Raw genomic sequence first — 23,062 nt, forward strand, 5'->3', positions numbered from 1 at the left:
TCAGGCACCCTTGCCCGTGTGTCCCCGATCACCTACGCTTGCGGAGCGATAGTAGAACGCTCCGTTCGATTATCGAACTGCGAGCCACTCGATGCGGGCCGCACCGCTCGAGCGGCACCATCCAATCCGCACCATTCAGGCCGCACGATTCAGGCCGAGCCTTGACCACGACGACGTGAGGACAGCGCATGCAATTCCACCATCACGGATATGTTTCCGGTGATCCCCGGATCCAGCCGGTGGCGGGCGTCGGCGTCGACCGGCCGCAGGAACTTCCCGACGTCGTCGACGTCCTGATCATCGGGACCGGCCCGGCCGGCATGATCGCCGCGGCGCAGCTCTCACAGTTCCCCGGCATCACCACCCGGATCGTCGAGCGCAGGCCGGGGCGCCTGGCCATCGGTCAGGCGGACGGCATCCAGGCCCGCAGCGTCGAGACCTTCCAGGCCTTCGGCTTCGCGCAGCGCATCACCGACGAGGCGTACCGCATCGTCGAGATGGCCTTCTGGAAGCCCGATCCCGACGACTCCTCCCGCATCATCCGTACCGCCCGCCCGGTCGACGACCCGGCCGGCATCAGCGAGTTCCCCCACCTGATCGTCAACCAGGCCCGCGTGCTCGACTACTTCGCGGAGTACATGAGGAACGCGCCCACCCGCATGGAGCCCGACTACGGCTTCGAGTTCGCCGGTCTGGAGGTCGACGACGACACCGAGTACCCGGTGTCCGTCACCCTCACCGCGACCGGGGGCGAGCGCGAGGGGCAGCAGCGTGTGGTGCGTGCCAAGTACGTGGTGGGCGCCGACGGCGCGCGGAGCGGCGTACGCCAGGCCATCGGCTGCACCATGGAGGGCGACCACGCCAATCATGCCTGGGGCGTGATGGACATCGTGGCCGTGACCGACTTCCCCGACATCCGGCGCAAATGTGCCATCCAGTCCGGCAACGGCGGCAGCATCCTCCTTATCCCGAGGGAGGGCGGCCACCTGTTCCGCATGTACGTGGATCTCGGCGAGACCCCGGCCGATGACCGTGGAGCGGTAAGGTCCACCAGCATCGACCAGATCATCGCGAAGGCGAACTCCATCCTGAGCCCGTACACACTCGATGTGCGCGACGTCGCCTGGCACAGCGTCTACGAGGTGGGGCACCGGCTGACGAACAGGTTCGACGACGTCCGCCCCGAGGACGTCGGCAGGCGCACCCCGCGCGTCTTCATCACCGGCGACGCCTGCCACACGCACAGCGCCAAGGCCGGCCAGGGCATGAACGTGTCGATGCAGGACGGTTTCAACATCGGCTGGAAACTGGGCCACGTGCTCGAGGGGCGCAGCCCCGAGGCGCTCCTGGCGACCTACTCGCAGGAACGCCAGGTGGTCGCGAAAAATCTCATCGACTTCGACAGGCAGTGGTCCACGCTCATGGCCAAGCGCCCGGAGGAGTTCGAGGACCCATCCGAGCTCGAGGACTTCTACGTGCGCACAGCCGAGTTCCCCGCCGGCTTCATGACGCAGTACGAGCCGTCCATGCTCGTCGCCGATGACGCCCACCAGGGTCTCGCGACGGGCTTCCCGCTCGGCAAGCGCTTCAAGTCGGCGCCCGTGGTGCGCGTGTGCGACGGCGTTCCCCTCCACCTCGGGCACCACGCGACGGCGGACGGGCGGTGGCGCATCTACGTCTTCGCCGACGAGGCCGGGCCCGGAGCGGCATCCGGGGTGACCGACTTCGCGCAGTGGATCGGCTCCGCCGCCGAGTCGCCCCTGGCAGCGACACCGGAGGGCCTGGACCGCGATGCCTGGTTCGACGTGAAGGTGATCTACCAGCAGGACCATGTCGGTGTGGACATCGGTCAGGTGCCGGGGGAGTTCAAGCCGGCCGTCGGCCCGTTCGGTCTCACGGACTACGAGAAGGTGTACGCCGCGGATCCGGAAGCCGACATCTTCGAGCTGCGCGGCATCGACCGCACGGGCGTCGTCGTCGTCGTGCGTCCCGACCAGTACGTGGCCGCGGTCCTGCCACTGCGCGCGACGGCGGAGCTCGGGCAGTTCTTCGCCGGTGTCCTTGCGCCGGTCCCGGCCCGCTGATGGAGCGGTCGACCGGCACGGAGACGGTTCCCCGGACGACGGGCGGGGCACCGCCGAGCCAGACGTTGTCGCGGGGCATCCGCGTCCTGGAGATCCTGGCGGACACCGCCGGCGCCATGACGATCGCGGAGCTCGCCGGGGCGCTCGGGGTGCACCGTTCCATCGCCTACCGCATCATCCGTACGCTCGAGGATCACGGCCTGGTGCTGAAGGACTCGGCCGGTGGATTCCGGATCGGTCCGGGCATGGCGACGCTGGCGCGAGGGGTCTCCCGCGATCTGCAGTCGGCCGCCCTGCCGGAGCTCACGGCACTCGCCGCGGAGCTGCGGATGACGGCCTTCATCGCTGTCTGGGACCGCCGGCACTGCATCACGCTCGTCGCCGTAGAACCGCCGCACGGTGAGGGGACGATCGTGCAGCGGCCCGGATCGCGGCACAGGTTCGACGCCGGCGCCCCCGGCATCGCCATCCAGGCGGCGCTCGGGGAAGCGCAGTGGGGGCAGCTCGCGCCCGGTGAGCTGTTCCGCGAGGAAGCGCGTGCGGCCGCGGCGACGGGCTACGCGGTGAGCCACGACGAGGTGATACCCGGCGTCAGCTCGGTCGCCGCGCCGATCCTGGTGCCGGGACACCTGCCCGCTGCGCTCGCCGTCGTCTATGTGCGGAGCGATCTCGACGAGGCCGGTCTGGGGCGGCAGGTCGCGCGGACGGCCTGCGCCGTCGAGACGCTTCTCTAGGACATACAGCACACCTACCGTGCTGCACGTCACAATCAGAACACAATTCGCCATGGCATTACCGAATGAACGATCGTTCGGTAATGTTTGGGGCACCGACCACCGACGGGCTGCCGAGGGCTGCTGCAGGGGCGGGAGCCCAGCACCACCTACCGGAAGACAAGGGAGTTTTTCATGGCTGTAGCAGCAGGGCGGTCGCAACCCGCCACCCGCATGAGTTCGGCGGACCGTCGGGTCCTGGCGGGCACGATGGTCGGCACCACGATCGAGTGGTACGACTTCTTCGTCTTCGCGCAGGCGGCAGGGCTCGTCTTCGCCACGCTGTACTTCGGGCCGCTGGAGACGGAGAGCGCAGGCCTGGCCCAGCTCGTCTCCCTGGCCACCATCGGCATCAGCTTCTTCTTCCGCCCCCTCGGCGCCGTGATCGCCGGCAGACTCGGCGACCGCATCGGGCGCAAGGCGATGCTGGTGTTCACCCTGGTCCTCATGGGATCGGCCACCGCCCTGATCGGCCTGCTCCCCACCTACGCGCAGATCGGTGTGTGGGCGCCCATCCTCCTCATGCTGCTGCGCATCCTCCAGGGGTTCTCCGCCGGAGGTGAGTGGGGCGGTGCGGCACTGATGGCCGTCGAGCACGCTCCCGTGAACAGGCGCGGCTTCTGGGGTGCGTACCCGCAGATCGGCGTTCCGGTCGGCATGATCCTCGCCACCCTCGTGCTCTTCGTGCTGCGCAGCTCCATGTCCGCCGAGGCGTTCCTCGAGTGGGGCTGGCGCATCCCGTTCCTGCTCTCCGTGGTCCTGATCGTCGTCGGCTACTTCATCCGCACGGCCGTCGCCGAGAGCCCCGTCTTCCAGCGCATGATCGAGCGCAAGCGCGACACCGCCACACCGCTGCGCAATCTCCTGAAGACCAACAAGCGCGAAGTGCTGCTCGCCGCCGTCATCTTCATCGGCAACAACGCCGCCGGCTATCTCGTGATCGCGTTCCTCGCCGCCTACGCCCAGAGGACCCTCGGCATGCCGGCCGCGCCCGTCCTCCTGGCAACACTGCTGGCATCCTTCGGCTGGCTGATCTTCACCCTGGTCGGCGGCATGCTGTCCGACCGCATCGGGCGCGTGCGCACCTTCCAGATCGGCTACGGCCTGATCTTCGTCTGGATGATCCCGCTCTTCCTCCTCATCGACACCGGGAACGTCTGGCTCTACGGCATCGGGATCTTCCTGCTGACCATCGGGCTCGGACTCTCCTACGGTCCCATGTCCGCGATGTACGCGGAGATGTTCCCGGCCAATGTGCGGTACTCCGGCATCGGAATCGGCTACGCCCTGGGAGCCATTCTCGGTGGCGCCTTCGCACCACTCATCGCGCAGGCCTTGCTCAGCAGTACCGGGTGGTCCGGCTCGATAGCCCTCTACATCATGGCCCTCTGCGTCATCTCGTTCATCGGCGCGAGCATGGTGAAGGAGACCAGGGGCGCGCCACTCGAGGCGGACGAGACCCCGCTGACCGCAGGGGCACCCCACCGCCCCTAGATACGGTCGACCCGCGCCGCACGTCCCCGCACCGCACGAAGGAGCACCCTTGGAAACCGTCACCCTGCGAGCCTCGGCAGCTGATCCCGCCACCCTCGACCCGGAGGAGACGTGGTCCCGGGACCACCTGGAGTCCGTGCAGCTCGAGCGGCTCCGGTCCACCGTGCAGCACGCCTACACGAACGTGCCGCTGTACACGCGCAAGTTCGACGATGCCGGCGTGCATCCCGACGATCTGCGCGAACTCGGCGATCTGGCGAAGTTCCCCTTCACCACCAAGGAGGACCTGCGCAGCACGTACCCGTTCGGGATGTTCGCCGTCCCGCAGGACCGGATCGCACGCATCCACGCGTCGTCGGGCACCACCGGCCAGCCGACGGTGGTGGGCTACACCTCCGGGGACCTGTACCGCTGGGCGTCGCTCGTGGCCCGCTCGCTGCGGGCGTCGGGGGTCAAGAAGGGCTGGAAGGTCCACAACGCCTACGGGTACGGGCTCTTCACGGGCGGGCTCGGTGCCCATGCGGGTGCCGAGCACCTGGGGTGCACGGTCATCCCCATCTCGGGAGGGCAGACCGAGCGGCAGGTGCAGCTGATCCGCGACTTCGAGCCGGACGCGATCCTGGCCACCCCTACGTATCTGCTGACCATCCTCGACGCGATGGCGGAGGCGGGTATCGACCCGCGGTCGACGTCGCTCAAGACCGCCGTGCTCGGGGCCGAACCGTGGACCGAGGGCATGCGGCAGGAGCTCGAGGGCCGCATGGGCTTCGACGCGTGCGACATCTACGGGCTGTCCGAGGTCATGGGCCCCGGCGTGGCCGGTGAGTGTGTGGAGTCGAAGGACGGCGCGCACGTCTGGGAGGACCACTTCCGTCCGGAGATCATCGACCCGTTCACGGAGAAGGTGCAGGGCGACGAATCGGCCGGTGAGCTGGTCTTCACCTCGCTCACCAAGGAGGCCCTGCCGATCATCCGGTACCGGACGCACGATCTGACGCGGCTCATGCCCGGCACCGCGCGCCCCGGCATGCGCCGGATGGAGCGGATCAGGGGGCGCAGCGACGACATGGTGATCGTCCGTGGCGTCAACCTCTTCCCCACGCAGGTGGAGGAGCTGGCGCTGGGCATCCCTGCGCTCAGCCCGCACTTCCAGCTCGAACTGAGCCGGCCCGACGGTCAGCGCATGGACCAGCTGGCCATCAACATCGAGCTGCGGGACGGCGTCAGCACCGACGACGGCGCGGCGGCGGCTGCCGAGCTGCGGCGCCTCATCAAGGTGCACATCGGCTCCACGTGTGCCGTGCGGATCGTCGACCAGGGCTCCCTCGTGCGGTCCAGCGGGAAGCTGCGCCGCATCTACGATCTGCGGCCGAAGGCCTGACGACTGCATCCTCGTCATGTACTCCCGACGCGGTCTGCTTCTACTGTCGTCGGGCGGTGGCCCGATTCCCCCTCGGAGCCTTCCCGATCGCGGCAGCGACGCCGAGCATCATCGCGGTGCCGGCGGTAGTGCCGACGGCGACGAGGATCATCCCGACGGCCCATAGGCCAGAGCTGTCCTGCGCGGAAGCCGTAGTGACCCAGGCGATGGTGAAAGATGCCGGGAGGACAAGCAGCGCGACCGGAAAGTACAGGACACGGTAGGCGAAACCCACGACCACGACCCCGCACAGGAACGCCCCGACGCCCTGCCAGACGGCGTAGGGCCCTGACATCTCGGCGGTGGCTGCGTTGTACTGGTACTCGGTGTCCCACGCGAACCAGCCGAACCACAGACCAGCGGACAGTGCAGCGAACAGGGCTACGAGGGAAAGTTGGTGTGCGAGCGGTCGGCGATCCCGGGTCAGGCGCATGCCTCACAGTAGGCCTCCCCGGGAGCCGTTCCGGCATATAGGTCACCGCGCCGCCGTCGATTCGATCGACTCGGCCGCGGTCAGGCGGGCAGGTGGAACAAGCGCCGGATCAGAGGGTCTGACCCCCACTGCGTGCGTCATTCGCGTCGTCAGGGGCAATCCTCATTGTGCAAGGCCTGCCACTGCGCACCTGCCGGCACAAGTGCCTAGTCCAGGCAGAACTCGTTGCCCTCGACGTCCTGCATGACGAGGAACGACTCGTCCACCTCGTCCGCGGGCACCAGATGCAGGCGACGTGCGCCCAGGGACACCAGGCGGGATGCCTCGTCCTCCAACGCGTCGACCCGTTGGTCGCCGGTGAGCCCGACACCCACGCGCACGTCCAGATGCAGTCTGTTCTTCACCGTCTTGCCCTCCGACACGCGCTGGAAGAACAGGCGCAGACCCACCCCGTCGGGGTCCTGGCACGCCCAGAACTGTCCGCGGCTCTCCTCGGGCAGGGACGCCTCGAAGGCCTCCCACGAGTCGAAGCCCGCACGGGCGGGGGGATCGACGTACCCGAGCACAGCCTTCCAGAACTGCGCCACAGCTCGCGGATCCGCGCAATCGAAGGTCACCTGGATCTGCTTCACGTCGCTCATCAGCTCATCCTAGGGAGGCGGAGCGGGCGTGTCGACGGTCCTGAATCCGTAGCTACTTCGTGCCGGTCGCGACAGCGACGATCTCCTGCATGTACGGCGCCACGATCTGCTGCGAGACCCTGCAGTCGAGCAGGAGTACGCCGTCGTCGTCGGATCCGAGCCAGGTGGCGACGTCGTCGAGATCGGCGAGACTGCTGATCGTCCGTCCGCGAGCACCGAGAGCCGTTGCGAGGGCCGCGAAGTCCACTTCATCGATCATCATGGGGCCGGAGTCGATGCCGCGGACGGCATACTGGTGGATCTCGGCACCGTAGGCGGCGTCGTTGAAGACGACGATCACAGCGCGGCGGGCCGTCCGGATGAACGAGTCGAGGTCGGCCAGGGCCATGAGCGCACCGCCGTCGCCGGTGCAGAGCACCACGGTGGAGTCTGGAAGGGCGCGCGCGGCACCGACGGCGCTGGGGAAGCCCAGGCCGATGCTCTGCAGGGCCGTGCCCACCATGATCAGCCGGTTCGGCGACGGTACGCGCAGATAGCCGGGCGCCCAGCCGATGAAGTGGCCGCCGTCCTGCACCACTGTGCGGTCCGCAGGCAGCAGGGCGTCGAGCCGCCGGCAGAGGCTGCGGGGGTCCAGGCGACCGTCGGGAGCGGCCGGATCGCCGTCGGGCCTCGCGTGGTGCGAGTCCCGGGCGTCCACGGCGTCGCGCCAGCGGTCCGCGTCCCGCTGCCGCACGGACCCGAGCAGTGCTTCAGCCGCGCTGCGTGCGTCGGCGCGCACGAAGTCCGTGACGAGCGGCGAGGTCGCCTCACCGGCGACGTCGACCTGGACGATGCGCGCCGCGCTGTCGAAGGCGTGGCCGAAACGGGTGGTGAACTGGTTGAGCCCGGCGCCCAGCACGAGGACGATGTCGGCCTGTTCCACGAGCTGCGTGGTGCGGTCCGATGCCCACCCACCGGCGATCCCCAGCGCGGCCGGATCGTCGTCGAAGAGCCCCGCGCCCAGCGCAGAGGTCGCCAGGAGCGCGCCCAGCCTCTCCGCGAGCCCGACGGCGGCCTCCCGTGCGCCGCTGAGCCAGGCACCCCGCCCGGCGAGGACGAGCGGACGCTCCGCCGCGGTGAGCAGGGCGGCCATGCGCTCGACGTCGGCGGGCGACGCCGCGATCGGGGCCGGGAGAGCCACGGGATCGGGAGCCGGTTCGTCCATCGCCTCCACGCCGGCCAGATCGTAGGGGATGGCCAGGACCACCGCCTCGCGCCGGTGGAGCGCGTGGCGGACGGCCGCCGTCGTGATCTCGAGCGGAGCGGTGGCGGAGACCGTGAAGGTGGTGACGCCGAGGCCCTCGGCCACCATGGTCTGGTCCACGTCCCACGGTCGCATCCCGCTGGTGGGTGCATCGCCGACCACGAGGACGAGCGGGATCCGTGCCCTCACCGCTTCGGCGAGCGGTGTCAGCGCATTGGTGAAGCCGGCTCCGTAGGTGGTCGTGGCAACGGCGGGGCGGCCCGTGGCGCGGAAGTACGCGTCGGCGGCGGCGACAGCACCGGCCTCGTGCCGGACGGCGGTGTAGTGCAGCGATCCGCGCAGTGCCATGACGGCGTCCAGGAAGTGGGCGTTGCCGTTGCCCATCACGCCGAACACGTCGGTGACATGGGGCTGCAGGGCAGACAGGATGCGGGCGGAGACGGTGGTCATCGGGAATCCTTCGGGGAGAACGCCCTCCTCTGGCGTCGCGAGGATGCCTGGGTGGGACGGTGGTTGAGTTCTTCCGTATATGACTCGGGCTGGTCCACCCTTATTGCCTCTTTTTCAGGCACGGCGCCGACGAGCGCCCGACGTCGTCACTCTAGTGGATGCTCCACCGCACCGGGAGCGCGGCGCGGCTGCAGTGGAAAACGTGCAGCCGGGGTCAGTACTGTTTGACCATGGCCACCTCCCTGAGAAACAGCCGCGCCGCGGCGCTCCCCGCCAAGCTCTCGCGATCGTGGCTGCTGGCCTCCGCCGCCTCCGAGGACAATTTCATCCCCGCGCTGACCTCCGAGGCGGACTCCGTGGTCTTCGACATGGAGGATGCCGTCCCGGCGCCAGACAAGGCCGCGGCGCGCGAGCGCGTGGTCGAGGCACTCTCCACCGGGATGACCGCCTGGGTCCGGGTCAACAGCATCGAGACCGAGTACTGGGCCGACGACCTCGCCGCCCTGTCCAGGGCGCCCGGCCTGCGCGGCGTCATGCTCGCGCAGACGGAGAAACCCGAACAGGTCACGCACACCGCCATGCGGCTGCAGGCGGGCACCCCGGTCCTGGCCCTGGTCGAGTCAGCCCTCGGGATCGAGAACGCGACGGCGATCGCCAGCGCGCCGGGCACCTTCCGGTTGGCATTCGGCGTGGGCGACTTCCGCCGGGACACCGGGGCCTCCGACGACCCGATGGCGCTGGCCTACGCGCGTTCCAAGCTCGTGGTCGCCTCCCGCGTGGGCCAGCTCCCCGGCCCGATCGACGGCCCCACGGTCGGTGCGCTGGGCGACGACTTGCTGGAGGCGTGCAGGGTCACGGCGTCCATGGGGATGACGGGCAAGCTGTGCCTGCTCACCGAGGCCACCGACACCATCAACCGCGGCCTCTCGCCGAGCGACGCCGAGATCTCGTGGGCCGCGGAGCTCCTGCGGGACCATGCCGCGGGTGCCGTGGTGGGCGACGGCTCCTACCTGCCGCGCCTGGCCCGCGCCCAGAAGATCTCCTCCCTCGCGGACTCGTACGGTCTCTGGAACGCCTAGATGAGTGAGTCCTAATGGTCGTAGGCGGTGAGGGATCGTTTGTGGGGTTGGTTGATGAGCCAGTTGTGCCAGATTCCGGCGGCGAGTGCGAGTAGGCGGGCTGCGACTCTGGAATAGACGCCGGCGATGGTGCGTCCGCCGTGGTCTTCGAGGGTGAGTTGGCCTTTCATGGTGTCGAAGACCGATTCGACCCATTGTCGGATCCCGCCGAGCTTCCCGAAGCGTCGCGGCTCGTCCTTGCGGTCGGGTCGGATCAGTGTGACGCCCAGTTCTTGGGTGATGAAGCGTTCGAAGCCGGCCCCGGCGAAGCCTTTGTCGCTGATGATGACTTGGCCTGGGCGGGTGAGGTGGTGGTCGTGGCGGAGCATCGCTTCGGCTGCTTCACGTTCCCCAATTTTCGGGTTAGCGAGCCCCCAGATGATGGGCATCCCATCGGGAGCGCAAACAAGGTAGAGCCGGAACCCCCAGAAGTAGCGGGAGTGGGACGCGCAGTATCCGTAGCTGGCGTGTCCGGCGAGATCCGAGCGCTTGGTTGTCTCCCGTGATGTCCCGCACGGCAGCGGGGTCGAGTCGATCAGCCGGGTGTTCTCGGACCAGGACGGGCTGTCGCGGGCTAGTTCGGTGATGACGGTTGCGAGCAGGCCGCTGGCTTGCCGGACGCGTTTTCCCCACCCTGATTGAGTAGTGCCCCTTAGTGTGGTGTAACGCTCGGTGGCCGGGCTCGTCGCTCGTGACGTAGGCGCGGTCACCGTGTGATCCTTCGAGGAAACTCTCACATCCCACTCGAAAGGCATCATCACGATGACCGCTCCTCATATTCTCGACCCTGCCCGCCTCCTGACTGAAGCCCTCGGCGAGGCATCCCCTGATTTGATGCGTAACCTGCTGCAAACCATGATCAACGCCCTGCTTTCCGCGGACGCCGACGCCGTGGCCGGGGCGGAGTGGGGCAAGCCCAGCCCTGAGCGTTTGACCCAGCGCAACGGCTACCGGCACCGCGACCTGGACACCCGCGTCGGGACCGTTGATGTCGCTGTCCCGAAACTGCGCTCTGGCACCTACTTCCCGGACTGGCTCCTCGAGCGTAGGAAACGGGCCGAGAGCGCGCTGATCACCGTCGTCGCGGACTGCTACCTCGCCGGGGTTTCCACGCGTCGGATGGACAAGCTCGTGAAGACCCTGGGCATCAACTCCCTGTCGAAGTCGCAGGTCTCCCGCATGGCCTCCGAGCTCGACGAGCACGTGAACGAGTTCCGCCACCGCCCCCTCGGTGAAGCCGGACCGTTCACGTTCGTCGCCGCCGATGCGCTCACCATGAAAGTCCGCGAGGGTGGTCGTGTCATCAACGCGGTCGTCCTGGTCGCGACCGGCGTCAACGCCGACGGCCGCCGGGAAGTCCTCGGCCTGCGCGTGGCCACCAGTGAGACCGGGTCCGCGTGGAACAGCTTCTTCGCCGACCTCGTGGCCCGCGGCCTCGCCGGTGTCCGGCTCGTCACCTCCGACGCCCACCGGGGCCTGGTCGAGGCGATCGGCGCGAACCTGCCCGGAGCTGCATGGCAGAGATGCCGGACCCACTACGCGGCGAATCTCATGAGTGTGACGCCGAAGAGTACGTGGCCGGCCGTCAAAGCGATGCTCCACTCGGTTTACGACCAACCCGACGCCAAAGCGGTGCATGCCCAGTTCGACCGGCTCCTGGACTACGTCCAGGACACACTCCCGACGCCCATGAGCACCTCGATGCTGCTCGGGCGGACATCCTTACGTTCACCAGCTTCCCTGAAGGGCTCTGGCAACAGGTCTGGTCAAACAACCCCAACGAACGGTTGAACCGCGAGATCCGGCGTCGCACCGACAGCGTCGGGATCTTCCCCAACCGTGACGCGATCATCCGCCTCGTCGGAGCGGTCCTGGCCGAACAGACCGATGAATGGGCTGAAGGACGCCGCTACCTCGGACTCGACATCCTCGCGAAATCCCGTCTCACCCTCGTCACCGACACCGGGAAGGAGGCAACTACCGACACCAGCCTCGAACTCAGCGCCTAACAACCAAAAGGATCACCCACCGCTACACCACCACCAGGGACTTGACCCCTGATTGTTGCGGGAGGTTCGGGAACATGCTGATCAGATGAGAGCGGGCGTAGCGGATCCACTTGCGGTCCGAGGCGATACCGAGCATCTGCTGGGCAACGACCAGGCACAGCAACTCGACATCGGTGAGCACGGGTTTGCGACCCGGATGATGAGCTCTGCTGAAACCCACCGCTGGCAGAATCCGATCATCAAGATGCACGTACAGTGTGGTCAGGAGGGTGTTCAAATCTGTCTTCACACACAGGGTTTAACACCCTCCGCCTTCGATTAACAGCGCCCACGCTGCAACCACCCAATAGGACTCACTCATCTAGGGGAGACGGCGACGGCCTCTGGAACACCCAAGGGGACGGCGATGGCGATGGCGACGAAAGCGACGCTGTCGGCTCTCAGCCGTTCTGCTCGGTCCAGCTCCTGAAAGGCGCGGCCGGGTCCTCGGAACGCCCCTGGAGCATCGGCAGCTGCCTGTCCTCGGGTTCCAGCGGGAACTCGTCGTAGAACGTGGCGAGGGTCATGTACCTGTTGCCGTCCTCGTAGTGCTCGTTCTCCTGCTCCCGCGTGGCGGCGTAGATCACCGAGCGGGGCTGCGCGTAGTAGAGGGCCCCCAGGCACATGGGACACGGATGGGCGGTGATGTAGATGTCGCAGTCGCTCAGGTCCGTCAGGCCGCGCTCGGCTGCGCGGCGCAGGGCCTCAATCTCGGCGTGAGCGGTGACATCTCCGGTCTGCGCCACCTGGTTCGTCGCCTCCAGGAGGGTCTCGCCGTCGCGCACCACGAGGCACGCGAACGGCTTTCCCCCGGCATCGACGTTCTCGAGGGCCAGATCGACGGAACGCTGCACGAGGGACGGATCGGGTTCGACCGACGGGTCAGTAGTCATGATCCGATCCTAGGCGCCGACGGCCGCAGCGAGGGCGATGGTCGCAGCGCCCGGACGAGGGCTGGACAGACTCTGCCGGCCGTGTCCCTCAGGGGCGACGGTAGCGGTTGACCATGGGGCAGTCGAAGGGATCCCGTGCGGCGAGGCCCACGCGGTTCAGGTAGGACACCACGGCGCCGTAGGACGCCGCGACGCCCACCTCGGTGTACGGCACGCGGAGTCGCTCGCAGTGCTCCTTGACGATGACGGCGGCGCGGCGCAGGTGCGGGCGCGGCATGTCGGGGAAGAGGTGGTGCTCGATCTGGAAGTTCAGACCGCCGAAGGCGTTGTTCACGAACGAGCCGCCACGGATGTTGCGTGAGGTGAGGACCTGCTTCTGGAAGAAGTCCAGTTTGCTGTCCTTCGGCACCACGGGCATGCCCTTGTGGTTCGGCGCGAAGCTCGCGCCCATGTAGACCCCGAACACGGCGAGCTGCACGCCGAGGAACGCGAACGCCATACCCACGGGGAGGAACCAGAACAGGATGGTGAGATATGCGCCGAAGCGTGCACCGAGCAGGGCAAGCTCCACCCAGCGGCCCTTGATCTCACGCCGGGCGAAGAGGGTGCCCATCGAGCGGGCGTGGAGATTGATGCCCTCCATGGTCAGCAGCGGGAAGAACAGGTACCCCTGGCGGCGCGTGATCCACGCCTGGATGCCCCTGGCCTTCGCCGCGTCCTCCTCCAGGAACGAGATGGTGTCCACCTCGATGTCCGGATCCTTGCCCTTGGTATTCGGATCATTGTGGTGCCGGGTGTGCTTGTCCATCCACCAGGCGTAGCTGATACCCACGACGCCGGCGGCGAGGATGCGCCCCGACCAGTCGTTGGCGCCGCGCGTCCTGAAGATCTGCCGGTGGGAGGCCTCGTGGGCGAGGAAGGCCACCTGCGTCAGGACGACGCCGAGGGCCGCGGCGATGAGCAGCTGGAACCACGTGTCGCCCAGCAGGGCGAAGCCGGTCCAGGCGGCCCCCATGGCCAGCGTCAGCAGCGCGAACACCGAGACGTAGAAGCGCCGGCGACGGTTCAGCAGACCCTCCTTGCGCACCTGCTTCAGCAGCACGGAATAGGAGGCGACGACGTCGTTCGGCTTGGAGATGCGAACGGTACGGGGGGCAGCAGCAATGCTCATGAGATCCCTGGGGGTAGCGGAAGGCTTCCCAGCCAAGGGGGTGGGGTGCTAGCCCGCAGATGGTCCAAGTATATGGGGATACCCTGGGCAGCTGCTGAACGTGATTCGCACCGATCAGCGCTTGTGCTCGGGGCCCTCGTCATCCCGGGGCCACTCCTCCACCGGGATGCGGGTGATCCGGAGGACCTCGCCGAGGGCACTCCACTCGTTCTTCCCGAGGCGGGACAGCGGCTTGAGCGCCCCGACGTCGGGCAGGTCGCCGTCGAGCACGTCCTCGGAGACCACGGCGTGCAGTACCTCGCCGAAGACGAGCGTGCAGTCTCCCATCTCCTGGATCGAGTGCAGGCGGCACTCGAGGGCAGCGGGCGACTCGAGGACGCGGGGCGGCGTCACCGTGGTGCTCGGCTCGCGGGTGAGCCCGGCGGCGTCGAACTCGCTGACCTCGGGCGGGAAGTTGGTGCCGGTGGCATTGACGGCCTCGAACAGGTCCTCCGGCGTGAAGCTGACCACGAACTCGCCGGTGGCCCTGATGTTGCGCACCGAGTCCTTCACGCCCACGGAGGTGAACTGCACTATCGGCGGGTTCACCGACGCGACGGTGAAGAAGGAGTGGGGTGCGAGATTGTCGACGCCGTCGGCCGAGGTGGAGGAGATCCATGCGATGGGTCGCGGGACGACGACGGAGGTGAGGAACTTGTAGAACACCCGGCTGGCCTCGGGATCCGGGATCACGTCTCTGCGCATGGATGCAGCCTAACGGCGTCCTGCGGGCGTCCGGCATCGAGTTCCCGGCCGGATGCCGGCGGCTAGACTGACCGCACCATGAACTACATGCGCAAGCTCAGCACACCCATCGTCTGGCTCGTCGTCGTCGCCCTGGTCCTCGGTATCGGGGCCGGCTTCTTCTCCGTTCTCTTCTGACGCTCCCCCCACCTCTTCCGGCGCCTTCAGGTCGATCCGTCCGGGCCTCCCCGGTGCTGCCCCGGGAACTTGTCCGAGACCCGGCGCGGCTCTAGAATTATCAGCAGGCTTAGTTTTCACGACTCGGCCGCTGACCCTTCCGGCGCCCCACGGCCCGGCACGCACTCTGCACAGGGAGAACACCCATGACGTCCGAGAGCACCGCAGGATCGACCGACCAGTACACCTTCCAGAACCCGGTGACGCGCTTCGAGAGCATCACACCCGCAGCGGAGCACACCGCCGAGCCGGGGCTGGAATCCGACCTGGAGCCCAGAGCCGACCGCGGGGAGACGTCCTACCGCGGCACCGGTCGACTGAAGGGCCGCAAGGCCCTCATCACCGGCGCGGACTCCGGGATCGGCGCGGCAGTGGCCATCGCCTACGCGCGGGAGGGCGCCGACGTCGCCCTGTCCTATCTTCCCGAGGAGGAGGAGGACGCGCAGACCGTGAAGGAGCTCATCGAGGCAGAGGGCCGCACCGCACTCTGCATCCCGGGCGATCTCAAGGACGCCGAGTACTGCGTGTCGCTGGTGCAGCAGGCGGCCGACGGACTGGGCGGGCTGGACATCCTCGTCAACAACGCCGGCAAGCAGGTGGCCGTCGAGTCGCTGGAGGAGCTGACCGACGAGCAGCTCGACCACACCTTCAAGACCAACATCTACTCGTTCTTCCGCGTGACCAGGGAGGCGCTCAAGCACCTGCAGCCCGGATCGGCGATCATCAACAGCACCTCCATCCAGGCGTACGAGCCCTCGCCCACGCTGGTGGACTACGCCAGCACGAAGGCCGCGATCAACAACTTCACCAAGGGACTCGGGCAGCAGCTCGCTCCCAAGGGGATCCGCGTGAACGCGGTGGCGCCGGGACCCATCTGGACCCCGCTGCAGCCCTCCGGTGGACAGCCGGCCGAGGCGCTCCCCGAGTTCGGGAAGGCCACCCCGCTGGGACGCGCCGGCCAGCCGACCGAACTGGCCCCGGCGTACGTCTTCCTGGCGTCGTCCGAAGCGAGCTACGTGATCGGTGAGACGCTGAACGTGAACGGCGGCATGCCCTCGCCCTGAGTGTCCGCCCCAACAGCTCAGGCCCCGACTCCGTGGAGTCGGGGCCTGAGCTGTCTACGGCCGGTCGGTCGTGGTCACCGGCCCGCGCGGTCGGCGACGGCGTCGAAGTCGGTCCGGTCGATCCTGCGGTGATAGCGCATCCCCGCGAGACCGCCGAGCACCGCGCCGAGGAGGGCTACCGCCGCGACGACGAGCAGGCTGATGAGGCCCGGGACCGTGAGGTCCGCGACGGACGGCAGGTTCAGGTTCTGGAACTGGTCCGTGACATTCGCCTGGTTCCCGACGATCAGGCCGACGACGGTCACGACGACGGCGACGATGACCGCCCAGAGCCATACGGCCACTCCCTGCTTGGCGCCGCTGAAGCGGGCCATGCGGCCGGCGACGTACCCGCCGGCGTAGTAGGAGAGCAACAGGGCGATGCCGAAGATCACGGCGGCCGTGATCCCTGCTGCCTGGACCTCACCGGAACCGCTCGTGAGGTCGGCGGTGGAGAGATCGGCGCCCGCGCCGAACAGGGCTGCCACGGCCCCGATGAGAGCCGAGAGCAGCACGAACATGCCCGTCGCCGTGAGCCAGCCGAAGAACGCCGAGCCGAACTTCATGCCGCCGAAGTGCTCCTTCTCGCGCTGGTGCAGCACCTTGCGGTCCTCCACGCTCGGCGTCGTCGATCCGGTAGCGTCCGGACGGCCCGCCACGCTGTTCTGCTCCCGGTCGCCGGAGTGGGCTCCGGTGTCACCGAAGGAGCGTGTCGCGGTCACCGGGGCCACCTGGGTGTGTTCCTGCGTGGTGGGCTCGCGTGTCGAGGCGTGCGCGTCCTTCGAGGCGGAGACCGGCGCGGGCCGGAACCCGGTGTGCTCGTCGGTATCGTGCGGCGCATCGGAGTACATGCCCGGCACGTAGTCCCCGGCGTCGTCGTCCCCGTCCGTGCCGCCCGCGGTGCCGGCAACGCTCGAGCCGCGGCCGGAGCCCCCCAGATCCATCGACCGCGTGGGGGGCCCCGGGCTGTCCACCCGCTCGTCCCCGTCGGGTGACGACCCGCCACGTGACTCGTCCCTGTTCCCTGCTCCTGGTGTGCTCACTGGTCCTCCTGGTCTCGGCGCCCTCGGGCTCACTAAGGTTGCTTAGTTTTTCCCACAGTATTCCATCCCCGGCGCCGACGGATCAGGCCGGGCCGCTGCTGCGAGCCGGGATGCGAGACTGGAGGCATGGAGCTCCAGGTGTTCATGACAGTGGTCTGCGGTCTGCTCATCGCCGTCGGGATCGCAGGCATCGTCGTCCCGGTGCTCCCCGGCAGCATCCTGGTCATCGCGGCACTGCTCGTGTGGGCGCTGACCGTGGCCGGCGTCGAGGGCTGGGTGGTGTTCGCCATCGGCACGGTGCTGGCCGGCGCCGGTCTCTCGGCCGGCCTGGTCCTCACCGGACGCAGCCTCCGTCAGCGGGAGATCCCCGGCAGATCCGTGACCATCGGCGTGCTCACCGGGATCGTGGGCCTGTTCGTGATTCCCGTGGTCGGGTTGTTCGTCGGCTTCGCCGTCGGGCTCTTCGCGAGCGAGTACGCCCGGCAACGGACCGCCGGTGCCGCACTGAGTTCGAGCGTCCATGCCCTCAGGGCCACAGGGCTCGGCATCCTGGCCGAGCTGGGCCTCGCCTGCCTCGCGGCGACCACCTGGGTGATCGGCGTCTGGGTCTACTTCGCCACGCTGTGAGGCATCCGGCCCGACCGCTCAGTTGTGGTCGGCGCGCCGTCCTTCCCGTGACGCGTCATCGGAGAGTGCCAGTGCCGCGTGGATCAGCGCGAGGTGGCTCAGGCCCTGCGGGAGGTTCCCCATGAACGCGTTGTCCGAGGGCTCGATCATCTCCGCCAGGATGCCGACGTCGTTGGCCAGCGGCAGGAGCTCCTCCATGAGCTCAACCGCCTCCTCCCGGCGCCCCACTGCGGCGAGGGCGGACACCGTCCAGTAGGCGCAGGCCACGAAGGTGGCTTCCTCCTCCTGCATGCCGCTGTAGCGGTAGAGGAGCGGACCGGCACCCAGTTCGCTGCGCAGCGCGTCGATCGTGGAGGACATGCGGTCACCGGTGTCGAAACCGCTCATCGCATGCAGCAGGATCGAGGCGTCCAACTCGGTGGAACCCGGGTACCAGACGTAGCTCTGCCGTTCCTCGGACCAGCCGTTCTCGTGGACCCAGGCCCGGATGCGGTCGCGCTCGGTGATCCACCGGTCCACTGGGCCGTGCAGCTGGCCGCTCTCGGCGAGCAGGACGGCGCACTTCAGCGCGTTCCAGCAGCCCAGTTTCGAGCTGACGTAGTGGCGCTCCTCCGGCAGCTCCCAGATCCCTGCGTCGCGGTTCTGCCAGATGTCGCAGGTGAGATCCGCGATCTCGGCGAGCTGGCGCATGGTGCTCGGATCGAGTGTGTGCCCGGACTGCACGTACTCCCAGACGATGTCGAAGAGGTCACCGAAGACGCCAAGCTGCAGCTGTCCCGCCGCCGGATTGCCGTCCACCACCGGACCGATGTTCCTCCAGCCGGTGAGGTCGGGGTGGCGCGTACCCTCAGGTGTGCTGCCGTTCAGGCGCGTGAACACTTCCAGGTCGGGGCCCTGGGACCGCAGGTTCTTGAGCATCCAGGAGACCGCGGCGTGGACCTCCTCGCGCAGCCCCACGCGGGTGAGCGCATGGAGCGTGTAGGCGGTGTCCCGCACCCAGGCATAGCGGTAGTCCCAGTTCTTGCCGCCCTCGGCGCTCTCCGGCAGGGAGGTCGTCGCGGCGGCGGCGATGGAGCCGGACGGGCTGTGCAGCAGGAGCTTGAGGGCGAGCGAGCTGCGGAGCACCGCGTGCCGGTACTCGCCGGTGTAGTCGACCGTGTCGGACCACACCTGCCAGTTGCGGATGGTGCGATCGACGCCGTCGTCGATGGTCCGCGGATCGGGAAGGGGGAGCGGTTCGCCGTACGTGGACACGACGGCCACGAGGTGCCTGGAGCCCTCCGAGGTGGTGAACCCGCCCTCCACCGTCTGCCCCTCGGGCGTCCTGAGCCCGTGGTCGATGCCGCAGATCGCGAGACCCACGCCGTCGCTGCGCAGGATGGGCTGATCGGGCGTGCCGTCGAGCCAGGCCGAGGCGGTGCCGAAGCACGATCCGGGCGTGATGCTCCAGGCCATGTCCACCGCGCCGCTCAGGCCGTCGATCCTCCGGGCCAGCTCGCCCCAGGGCAGCCGGCCCGCCACGCCCGTGTTGAGCGAGTCCGTGACGCGGACCATGCCAGCGGCGGTGGTGTAGGTGGTCTCGAGGACGTTCGTGCCGTCCACGTAGCGGCGCTCCACCGTGTACTCCTCCGACGGGGCGAGCCAGAGGAAGCCCTCACGGGCGTCGAGCAGGCGCGCGAAGCACGGCGTCGAGTCGAGATCCGGCGTGGGATACCAGTCGATCGACCCGTCGAGGGCCACGAGGGCGACAGTGCGTCCGTCGCCGATGGCGGCGTAGGAGCGGAGGTCGGCGAAGCCGGCGTCGTCCCGGATGGCCATGATCGGGTCCCGTCTTCTGCTAGCGGTTCGCAGATCCGTTGCGGCCGCCGTCGGACTGCTGACCGCCGCGACGCTTCCTCATGATGCGGGAGGCGATGAGGGGCACCACTGCCCAGAGGATTCTTCTCAACATGGTGTGTCCTTCTGCTCGGGCCCGGCAGCTGCTGCCGCCGGTGGTCCCATCCTACGGTTGTTCCCGGCCGGATCCTGCTGGGGAGACGAAGGTCCGCAGCGCGCTGAGTTGTGCATCCCTCGCCTGCGGGTTCAGGTACATCATGTGCCCGGCCCGATGGTAGTGGTGCGTGAAGCGTGCGCGGGCCGCGTCGTCGAGATCCATGTGCGCCCAGACGTACTCGGCCGCGAAGTGCGGCGTCGCGCCGTCGTGGTAGCCGTAGTCCACATGCACCCGGAGCGTCGGGTTGTGGACCATGAGCCGCTCCAGGACGCCCGAGACGTCCACGGGCGCACCCTCGAAGGTGCGGTAGCTCCACGGGTGCACGCGCGCCGTCAGGATCTCGTAGGGCAGGTCGTTCTCGTACCCGAGCTCCGCCCGGACGTAGTGGTTCATCGCTGCCGAGTACGGTCCGGTGATGGCCCGCAGACTCGGATCGTCGAACGCGTCGGAGGACTGCAGACTCTCGGGCCTCGCCGCGAAGCGGCCGTCGATGCGTCCCACCGCGAGTCCGTCGGCGCGCAGCAGCTCGGCCGCGAAATCGTGGTAGGCCCAGCGCAGATTCGTCCTGCGGATGAACCCCTCGTCGAGGGTGGTGATCGCGTGGAGGCGGGCGACGACGTCGTCGTACTCCGCGGCGCTCAGCCGGTTGCCCTGGGTCAGGGCGTAGCCGAAGTCGCGGGCGGCGAAGTCCTCCGCCTCCCGGACGACGTCGTCCAGCTCGCGATCGCCGTGGCGACCGTGGAAGTGCGCGATGGCGGCGTAGGTGGGGATGTGCAGGGCGTAGGGCAGATCGCTCCCGGGGAAGAAGCGCAGGGTGGACATGTTCAGCACCGTGGAGATGAGCCCCAGGCCGTTGACGGCCATGCCGTAGGCGTCGAAGAGGCGTCCGGCCACCGCCACGGCACGCAGCGTGCCGTAGGACTCTCCCACCAGGTACTTGGGGGAGAGCCAGCGATTGTTGCGGGTGGTCCAGAGCCGGATCACCTCGGCCACGAGGTCCCTGTCCTGCACGAAGGCGTGGAACTCGTCCGCCGTCTCGCCCTCGACCACACGGGAGAAGCCGGTGTTCACCGGGTCGATCATGACCAGGTCACTGGATTCGAGCAGGCTGTCCGGGTTGTCGACCAGACCGAAGGGCGCCGGGGTCATGGAGCCGACGTCGCCGGAGTCCACGAGGCGCGGACCGAGCAGGCCCAGATGCAGCCAGACGGAGGCCGAACCGGGCCCGCCGTTGAAGGCGAACGTCACGGGCCTGCCGGGCTCGGGGTCCTGCTTGGTGTAGGCGACGAGGAAGATCTCCGCCTTGGGCTTGAAGCCGTCGGCCTTGCCGTCCTTCGTCTCCTCGCGGCGCAGGACGAGGCGCCCCGTGGTGGTCGTGTACTTCAGGCCGGAGGCCGAGGTGTGCTCGCGTACCGCGAAGTCGTCGGAGACCTCCCTGGCCTGCGCCTGTTCACCGTCCTGCTGGTCCTTCACCGGGTCACGTGTGTCCTGCGTCTCGTCAGCCATGGCAGCAGCCTACCGGTAGTTCTCCGAGGCAACGGTAGGGGTGTCGGTCACTCCTGCCTCCTGCGCGGGGTCCTTCCTCCCGGCCGAGCCGGCGTCCTCCTCCCAGATGCGGTTCTGCTGCGGCTTCGCGAAGAAGAGGGCGGCCAGGAATCCGATGATGACCACGCTGGCCGGGAGATAGAGGGACTGGCCCATCGAGAGCGCGTACGCGGCCTTCGCCTCGTCGGGCAGATCCGCACCCGGTGTGGCACTGATGGCCCCTCCACCCACGTTCGCCATGAGGCGTGACTGCATCATGGCGGCGATCGCAGCGCTGCCGAGCACGGCGCCCATCTGGCGGGTGGTGTTGTAGACGCCGGAGCCGGCTCCGGCGAGGGATGGGGCGAGATTGCGGGTGGCGGTCAGTGACACCGGCGCCCAGATCCCTGCACTGGCCAGACCCAGCAGGGAGACCGGGAGCAGCAGCATCCAGATCGGCACGTCCGTGGTGAGGATGGAGCCCAGCCAGAAGAGGGCGCCGGACATGCTGGCGAACGCGGCAACAGCGAGGTACTTCGGATTGCTCCGCTGGACGAACCGGCCGACGAAGGGGGCGAGGACGCCCGAGATGACGGCCATCGGCGTCAGCAGGAGCGCCGCCTCGGTGGGGGACAGACCGCGGACAGTCTGTGCGTAGAGCATCAGGGGCAGGCTCATGGTGGTGATGGAGAAGCCCATGGCGGTGATGGAGGTGTTGGCGAGGGAGAAGTTGCGGTCCCTGAAGAGTCTCAGCGGAAGCAGCGGTTCCCCCCGGTTGATCCGCTGCCAGACGACGAAGGCGACGAGCAGCACGATGCCGGTGATGATGAGCGACCAGACCGACAGCGGGCCGGCGATGGTGCCCCAGTCGTACGTCTCACCCTCCTGGATGCCGAACACGAGGCAGAAGAGCCCTGCGGCGCTGAGGAAGACCCCGAGCATGTCGAAGCGGTGCGCCGTGGTCGGCAGGGTGGGCACGAGGCGCGCGGCGAGGACGAAGCCCACCACGCCCACCGGCACGTTGATGAAGAAGATCCACTCCCACCCGGCGGAGTCCACGAGCACCCCGCCGAGCACCGGACCCACGAGTGTGGCGATACCGGCCACCGAACCCCACAGGCCCATGGCGGCGCCGCGGCGCTCGGGCGGGAAGATCCGGGTGATGACGGACATGGTCTGCGGTGTCATGAGGGCGGCGCCGAGTCCCTGCAGGACACGGGCCAGGATGAGGGCCTCGACCGATCCGGCCAGACCGCACCACGCACTGGAGAGGGTGAAGACCACCAGGCCCACGAGGTAGATGCGCTTGGGCCCGAACCGGTCGCCGAGCCTGCCGGTCACGAGCAGCGGGACGGCGTAGGCCAGCAGGTACGCGCTGGTCACCCAGATGACGCTGTCGATGCCGGCGTCGAGGCCCTCCATGATCGCGGGGGTCGCCACGGAGACGATGGTGGAGTCGACGAGGATCATGAAGAAGCCGATGACGAGCGACCAGAGCGCGGGCCAGGGCCGGATGTCGTCGTTCTCGACGACGGCTGGGGCGTGCGCCCGGGGGGTGCTGGACATGGTCAGAAGACTACGCCCGGCAGCCGACAGTCGGCCCCGGCCGCGGTGCGGTCATGCGACTTTGAGCTCAGGCCGTCCTCGTGGGTACAGTGTGGTGGGTAGCATCCGGGGCTTTAGCTCAGTTGGTAGAGCGTTTCGTTCGCAATGAAAAGGTCAGGGGTTCGATTCCCCTAAGCTCCACCCAAGACGACGTCCCAGAACCCCGATGCGCGAAAGCGCATCGGGGTTCTGCTGTATCGGAGGGCCTTCCGCCCGCGGCGCCGGCTGTCTAGCTGTTCTGTGTCATGACGTTGGTGATGGTCTGGTGGAGGCGTGAGGCTGGGGGTTGGTCACCGATCGCAGTATGTGCTCGATGGTAGTTGTAGTGGATGTTCCAGATGGTGATGGCGTCGGCGCGCTGGGTTTCTGAGATCCATTCGCGGGCGTAGAGAAGCTCTTCGGCGAGGGTCCGGTTGTAGCGCTCCACCTTGCCGTTGTG

General features: G+C 68.2%; 19 protein-coding genes, 1 tRNA gene and 2 pseudogenes. 9 read left to right on the forward strand and 13 right to left on the reverse strand.

From position 1 onward, the window contains the following. Positions 1-188: 188 nt before the first annotated feature. From Q0747_RS05085 to Q0747_RS05100, 4 genes are all read left to right on the forward strand, one after another. Positions 189-2,084, forward strand: coding sequence for an FAD-binding monooxygenase (locus tag Q0747_RS05085; protein ID WP_298252221.1), 1,896 nt, complete (start codon positions 189-191; stop codon positions 2,082-2,084). Continuing rightward, entirely contained in the window at positions 2,084-2,818 is a 735-nt protein-coding gene (locus tag Q0747_RS05090) for an IclR family transcriptional regulator (protein ID WP_298252223.1), read from the forward strand. The genes Q0747_RS05085 and Q0747_RS05090 overlap by 1 nt, the downstream gene beginning before the upstream one ends. 174 nt (positions 2,819-2,992) lie before the next feature. Continuing rightward, entirely contained in the window at positions 2,993-4,351 is a 1,359-nt protein-coding gene (locus Q0747_RS05095) for an MFS transporter (protein ID WP_298252225.1), read from the forward strand. 49 nt (positions 4,352-4,400) lie between these two features. Next, positions 4,401-5,732 carry an AMP-binding protein gene (locus Q0747_RS05100; protein ID WP_298252227.1) on the forward strand — a complete coding sequence of 444 codons (1,332 nt, stop codon included), beginning with the start codon at positions 4,401-4,403 and terminating at the stop codon, positions 5,730-5,732. A 40-nt stretch (positions 5,733-5,772) separates the two neighbouring features. Here Q0747_RS05100 and Q0747_RS05105 read toward each other — a convergent pair whose 3' ends face one another. The 3 genes from Q0747_RS05105 to Q0747_RS05115 form a co-directional block, all read right to left on the reverse strand. Next, on the reverse strand, positions 5,773-6,204 hold the full coding sequence (locus Q0747_RS05105; RefSeq protein WP_298252229.1) for a hypothetical protein: 432 nt from the start codon (positions 6,202-6,204) through the stop codon (positions 5,773-5,775). Positions 6,205-6,410: 206 nt separating this feature from the next. Continuing rightward, on the reverse strand, positions 6,411-6,845 hold the full coding sequence (locus Q0747_RS05110) for a VOC family protein (RefSeq protein WP_298252231.1): 435 nt from the start codon (positions 6,843-6,845) through the stop codon (positions 6,411-6,413). Between the two features lie 52 nt (positions 6,846-6,897). Next, positions 6,898-8,538, reverse strand: a complete 1,641-nt coding sequence (locus Q0747_RS05115; protein ID WP_298252233.1) for a thiamine pyrophosphate-binding protein — start codon at positions 8,536-8,538, stop codon at positions 6,898-6,900. A gap of 230 nt (positions 8,539-8,768) precedes the next feature. Here Q0747_RS05115 and Q0747_RS05120 point away from each other — a divergent pair, with 230 nt between their 5' ends. Then, complete coding sequence (locus tag Q0747_RS05120; protein WP_298252235.1) at positions 8,769-9,617, forward strand: CoA ester lyase; 849 nt, start codon at positions 8,769-8,771, stop codon at positions 9,615-9,617. A gap of 11 nt (positions 9,618-9,628) precedes the next feature. Here Q0747_RS05120 and Q0747_RS05125 read toward each other — a convergent pair. Then, positions 9,629-10,297: pseudogene (locus tag Q0747_RS05125) on the reverse strand (IS982 family transposase); the annotation flags it as partial. A gap of 121 nt (positions 10,298-10,418) precedes the next feature. Between Q0747_RS05125 and Q0747_RS05130 the strand changes: the two are divergent. Continuing rightward, a pseudogene (locus tag Q0747_RS05130) lies at positions 10,419-11,665 on the forward strand (IS256 family transposase). A 22-nt stretch (positions 11,666-11,687) separates the two neighbouring features. On the opposite strand, the gene Q0747_RS05135 reads toward Q0747_RS05130, so the two are convergent. From Q0747_RS05135 to Q0747_RS05150, 4 genes are all read right to left on the reverse strand, one after another. Continuing rightward, a complete protein-coding gene (locus Q0747_RS05135) occupies positions 11,688-11,954 on the reverse strand; it encodes a hypothetical protein (protein ID WP_298252237.1) in 267 nt (88 codons plus the stop codon). 151 nt (positions 11,955-12,105) lie between these two features. Beyond that, a complete protein-coding gene (locus Q0747_RS05140) occupies positions 12,106-12,597 on the reverse strand; it encodes a nucleoside deaminase (protein WP_298252239.1) in 492 nt (163 codons plus the stop codon). Positions 12,598-12,685: 88 nt separating this feature from the next. Next, positions 12,686-13,768 (reverse strand): acyl-CoA desaturase, encoded by a 1,083-nt coding sequence (locus Q0747_RS05145; protein ID WP_298252241.1) that lies wholly within the window; start codon positions 13,766-13,768, stop codon positions 12,686-12,688. A gap of 114 nt (positions 13,769-13,882) precedes the next feature. Beyond that, entirely contained in the window at positions 13,883-14,512 is a 630-nt protein-coding gene (locus Q0747_RS05150) for a flavin reductase family protein (protein ID WP_298252243.1), read from the reverse strand. Positions 14,513-14,874: 362 nt separating this feature from the next. On the opposite strand from Q0747_RS05150, the gene Q0747_RS05155 reads away from it, so the two are divergent. Continuing rightward, positions 14,875-15,792 carry an SDR family oxidoreductase gene (locus Q0747_RS05155; protein ID WP_298252245.1) on the forward strand — a complete coding sequence of 306 codons (918 nt, stop codon included), beginning with the start codon at positions 14,875-14,877 and terminating at the stop codon, positions 15,790-15,792. A 74-nt stretch (positions 15,793-15,866) separates the two neighbouring features. On the opposite strand, the gene Q0747_RS05160 is transcribed toward Q0747_RS05155, so the two are convergent. Further along, positions 15,867-16,874 (reverse strand): hypothetical protein, encoded by a 1,008-nt coding sequence (locus Q0747_RS05160; RefSeq protein ID WP_298252246.1) that lies wholly within the window; start codon positions 16,872-16,874, stop codon positions 15,867-15,869. A 126-nt stretch (positions 16,875-17,000) separates the two neighbouring features. Here Q0747_RS05160 and Q0747_RS05165 point away from each other — a divergent pair, with 126 nt between their 5' ends. Next, the gene (locus Q0747_RS05165; protein ID WP_298252248.1) at positions 17,001-17,501 is read left to right on the forward strand and encodes a DUF456 domain-containing protein; all 501 of its coding nucleotides are present in this window, start codon (positions 17,001-17,003) and stop codon (positions 17,499-17,501) included. Positions 17,502-17,519: 18 nt separating this feature from the next. Here Q0747_RS05165 and Q0747_RS05170 read toward each other — a convergent pair whose 3' ends face one another. The 3 genes from Q0747_RS05170 to Q0747_RS05180 form a co-directional block, all read right to left on the reverse strand. Then, positions 17,520-19,319, reverse strand: coding sequence for a glycoside hydrolase family 15 protein (locus Q0747_RS05170; RefSeq protein ID WP_298252250.1), 1,800 nt, complete (start codon positions 19,317-19,319; stop codon positions 17,520-17,522). A gap of 184 nt (positions 19,320-19,503) precedes the next feature. Then, the gene (locus Q0747_RS05175) at positions 19,504-21,000 is read right to left on the reverse strand and encodes a S10 family peptidase (RefSeq protein WP_298252252.1); all 1,497 of its coding nucleotides are present in this window, start codon (positions 20,998-21,000) and stop codon (positions 19,504-19,506) included. 9 nt (positions 21,001-21,009) lie between these two features. After that, the gene (locus Q0747_RS05180) at positions 21,010-22,584 is read right to left on the reverse strand and encodes a DHA2 family efflux MFS transporter permease subunit (protein WP_298252254.1); all 1,575 of its coding nucleotides are present in this window, start codon (positions 22,582-22,584) and stop codon (positions 21,010-21,012) included. 107 nt (positions 22,585-22,691) lie between these two features. On the opposite strand from Q0747_RS05180, the gene Q0747_RS05185 reads away from it, so the two are divergent. Continuing rightward, positions 22,692-22,764, forward strand: a tRNA-Ala gene (locus tag Q0747_RS05185). Positions 22,765-22,852: 88 nt separating this feature from the next. On the opposite strand, the gene Q0747_RS05190 is transcribed toward Q0747_RS05185, so the two are convergent. Then, positions 22,853-23,062: integrase core domain-containing protein (locus tag Q0747_RS05190; protein WP_298252256.1), on the reverse strand; the 210-nt coding region annotated here is incomplete at its 5' end.

Source organism: uncultured Arthrobacter sp. (assembly GCF_947493765.1).
GTDB lineage: Bacteria > Actinomycetota > Actinomycetes > Actinomycetales > Micrococcaceae > Arthrobacter_D.

Bases quoted from the DNA above. Each gene is read 5' to 3' on its own strand.
- Q0747_RS05120 (WP_298252235.1), top strand. From the start codon at position 8,769: ATGGCCACCTCCCTGAGAAACAGCCGCGCCGCGGCGCTCCCCGCCAAG.
- Q0747_RS05105 (WP_298252229.1), bottom strand. From the start codon at position 6,204: ATGCGCCTGACCCGGGATCGCCGACCGCTCGCACACCAACTTTCCCTC.
- Q0747_RS05085 (WP_298252221.1), top strand. From the start codon at position 189: ATGCAATTCCACCATCACGGATATGTTTCCGGTGATCCCCGGATCCAG.
- Q0747_RS05140 (WP_298252239.1), bottom strand. From the start codon at position 12,597: ATGACTACTGACCCGTCGGTCGAACCCGATCCGTCCCTCGTGCAGCGT.
- Q0747_RS05155 (WP_298252245.1), top strand. From the start codon at position 14,875: ATGACGTCCGAGAGCACCGCAGGATCGACCGACCAGTACACCTTCCAG.
- Q0747_RS05145 (WP_298252241.1), bottom strand. From the start codon at position 13,768: ATGAGCATTGCTGCTGCCCCCCGTACCGTTCGCATCTCCAAGCCGAAC.
- Q0747_RS05175 (WP_298252252.1), bottom strand. From the start codon at position 21,000: ATGGCTGACGAGACGCAGGACACACGTGACCCGGTGAAGGACCAGCAG.
- Q0747_RS05150 (WP_298252243.1), bottom strand. From the start codon at position 14,512: ATGCGCAGAGACGTGATCCCGGATCCCGAGGCCAGCCGGGTGTTCTAC.
- Q0747_RS05180 (WP_298252254.1), bottom strand. From the start codon at position 22,584: ATGTCCAGCACCCCCCGGGCGCACGCCCCAGCCGTCGTCGAGAACGAC.
- Q0747_RS05090 (WP_298252223.1), top strand. From the start codon at position 2,084: ATGGAGCGGTCGACCGGCACGGAGACGGTTCCCCGGACGACGGGCGGG.
- Q0747_RS05170 (WP_298252250.1), bottom strand. From the start codon at position 19,319: ATGGCCATCCGGGACGACGCCGGCTTCGCCGACCTCCGCTCCTACGCC.
- Q0747_RS05115 (WP_298252233.1), bottom strand. From the start codon at position 8,538: ATGACCACCGTCTCCGCCCGCATCCTGTCTGCCCTGCAGCCCCATGTC.
- Q0747_RS05110 (WP_298252231.1), bottom strand. From the start codon at position 6,845: ATGAGCGACGTGAAGCAGATCCAGGTGACCTTCGATTGCGCGGATCCG.
- Q0747_RS05165 (WP_298252248.1), top strand. From the start codon at position 17,001: ATGGAGCTCCAGGTGTTCATGACAGTGGTCTGCGGTCTGCTCATCGCC.
- Q0747_RS05095 (WP_298252225.1), top strand. From the start codon at position 2,993: ATGGCTGTAGCAGCAGGGCGGTCGCAACCCGCCACCCGCATGAGTTCG.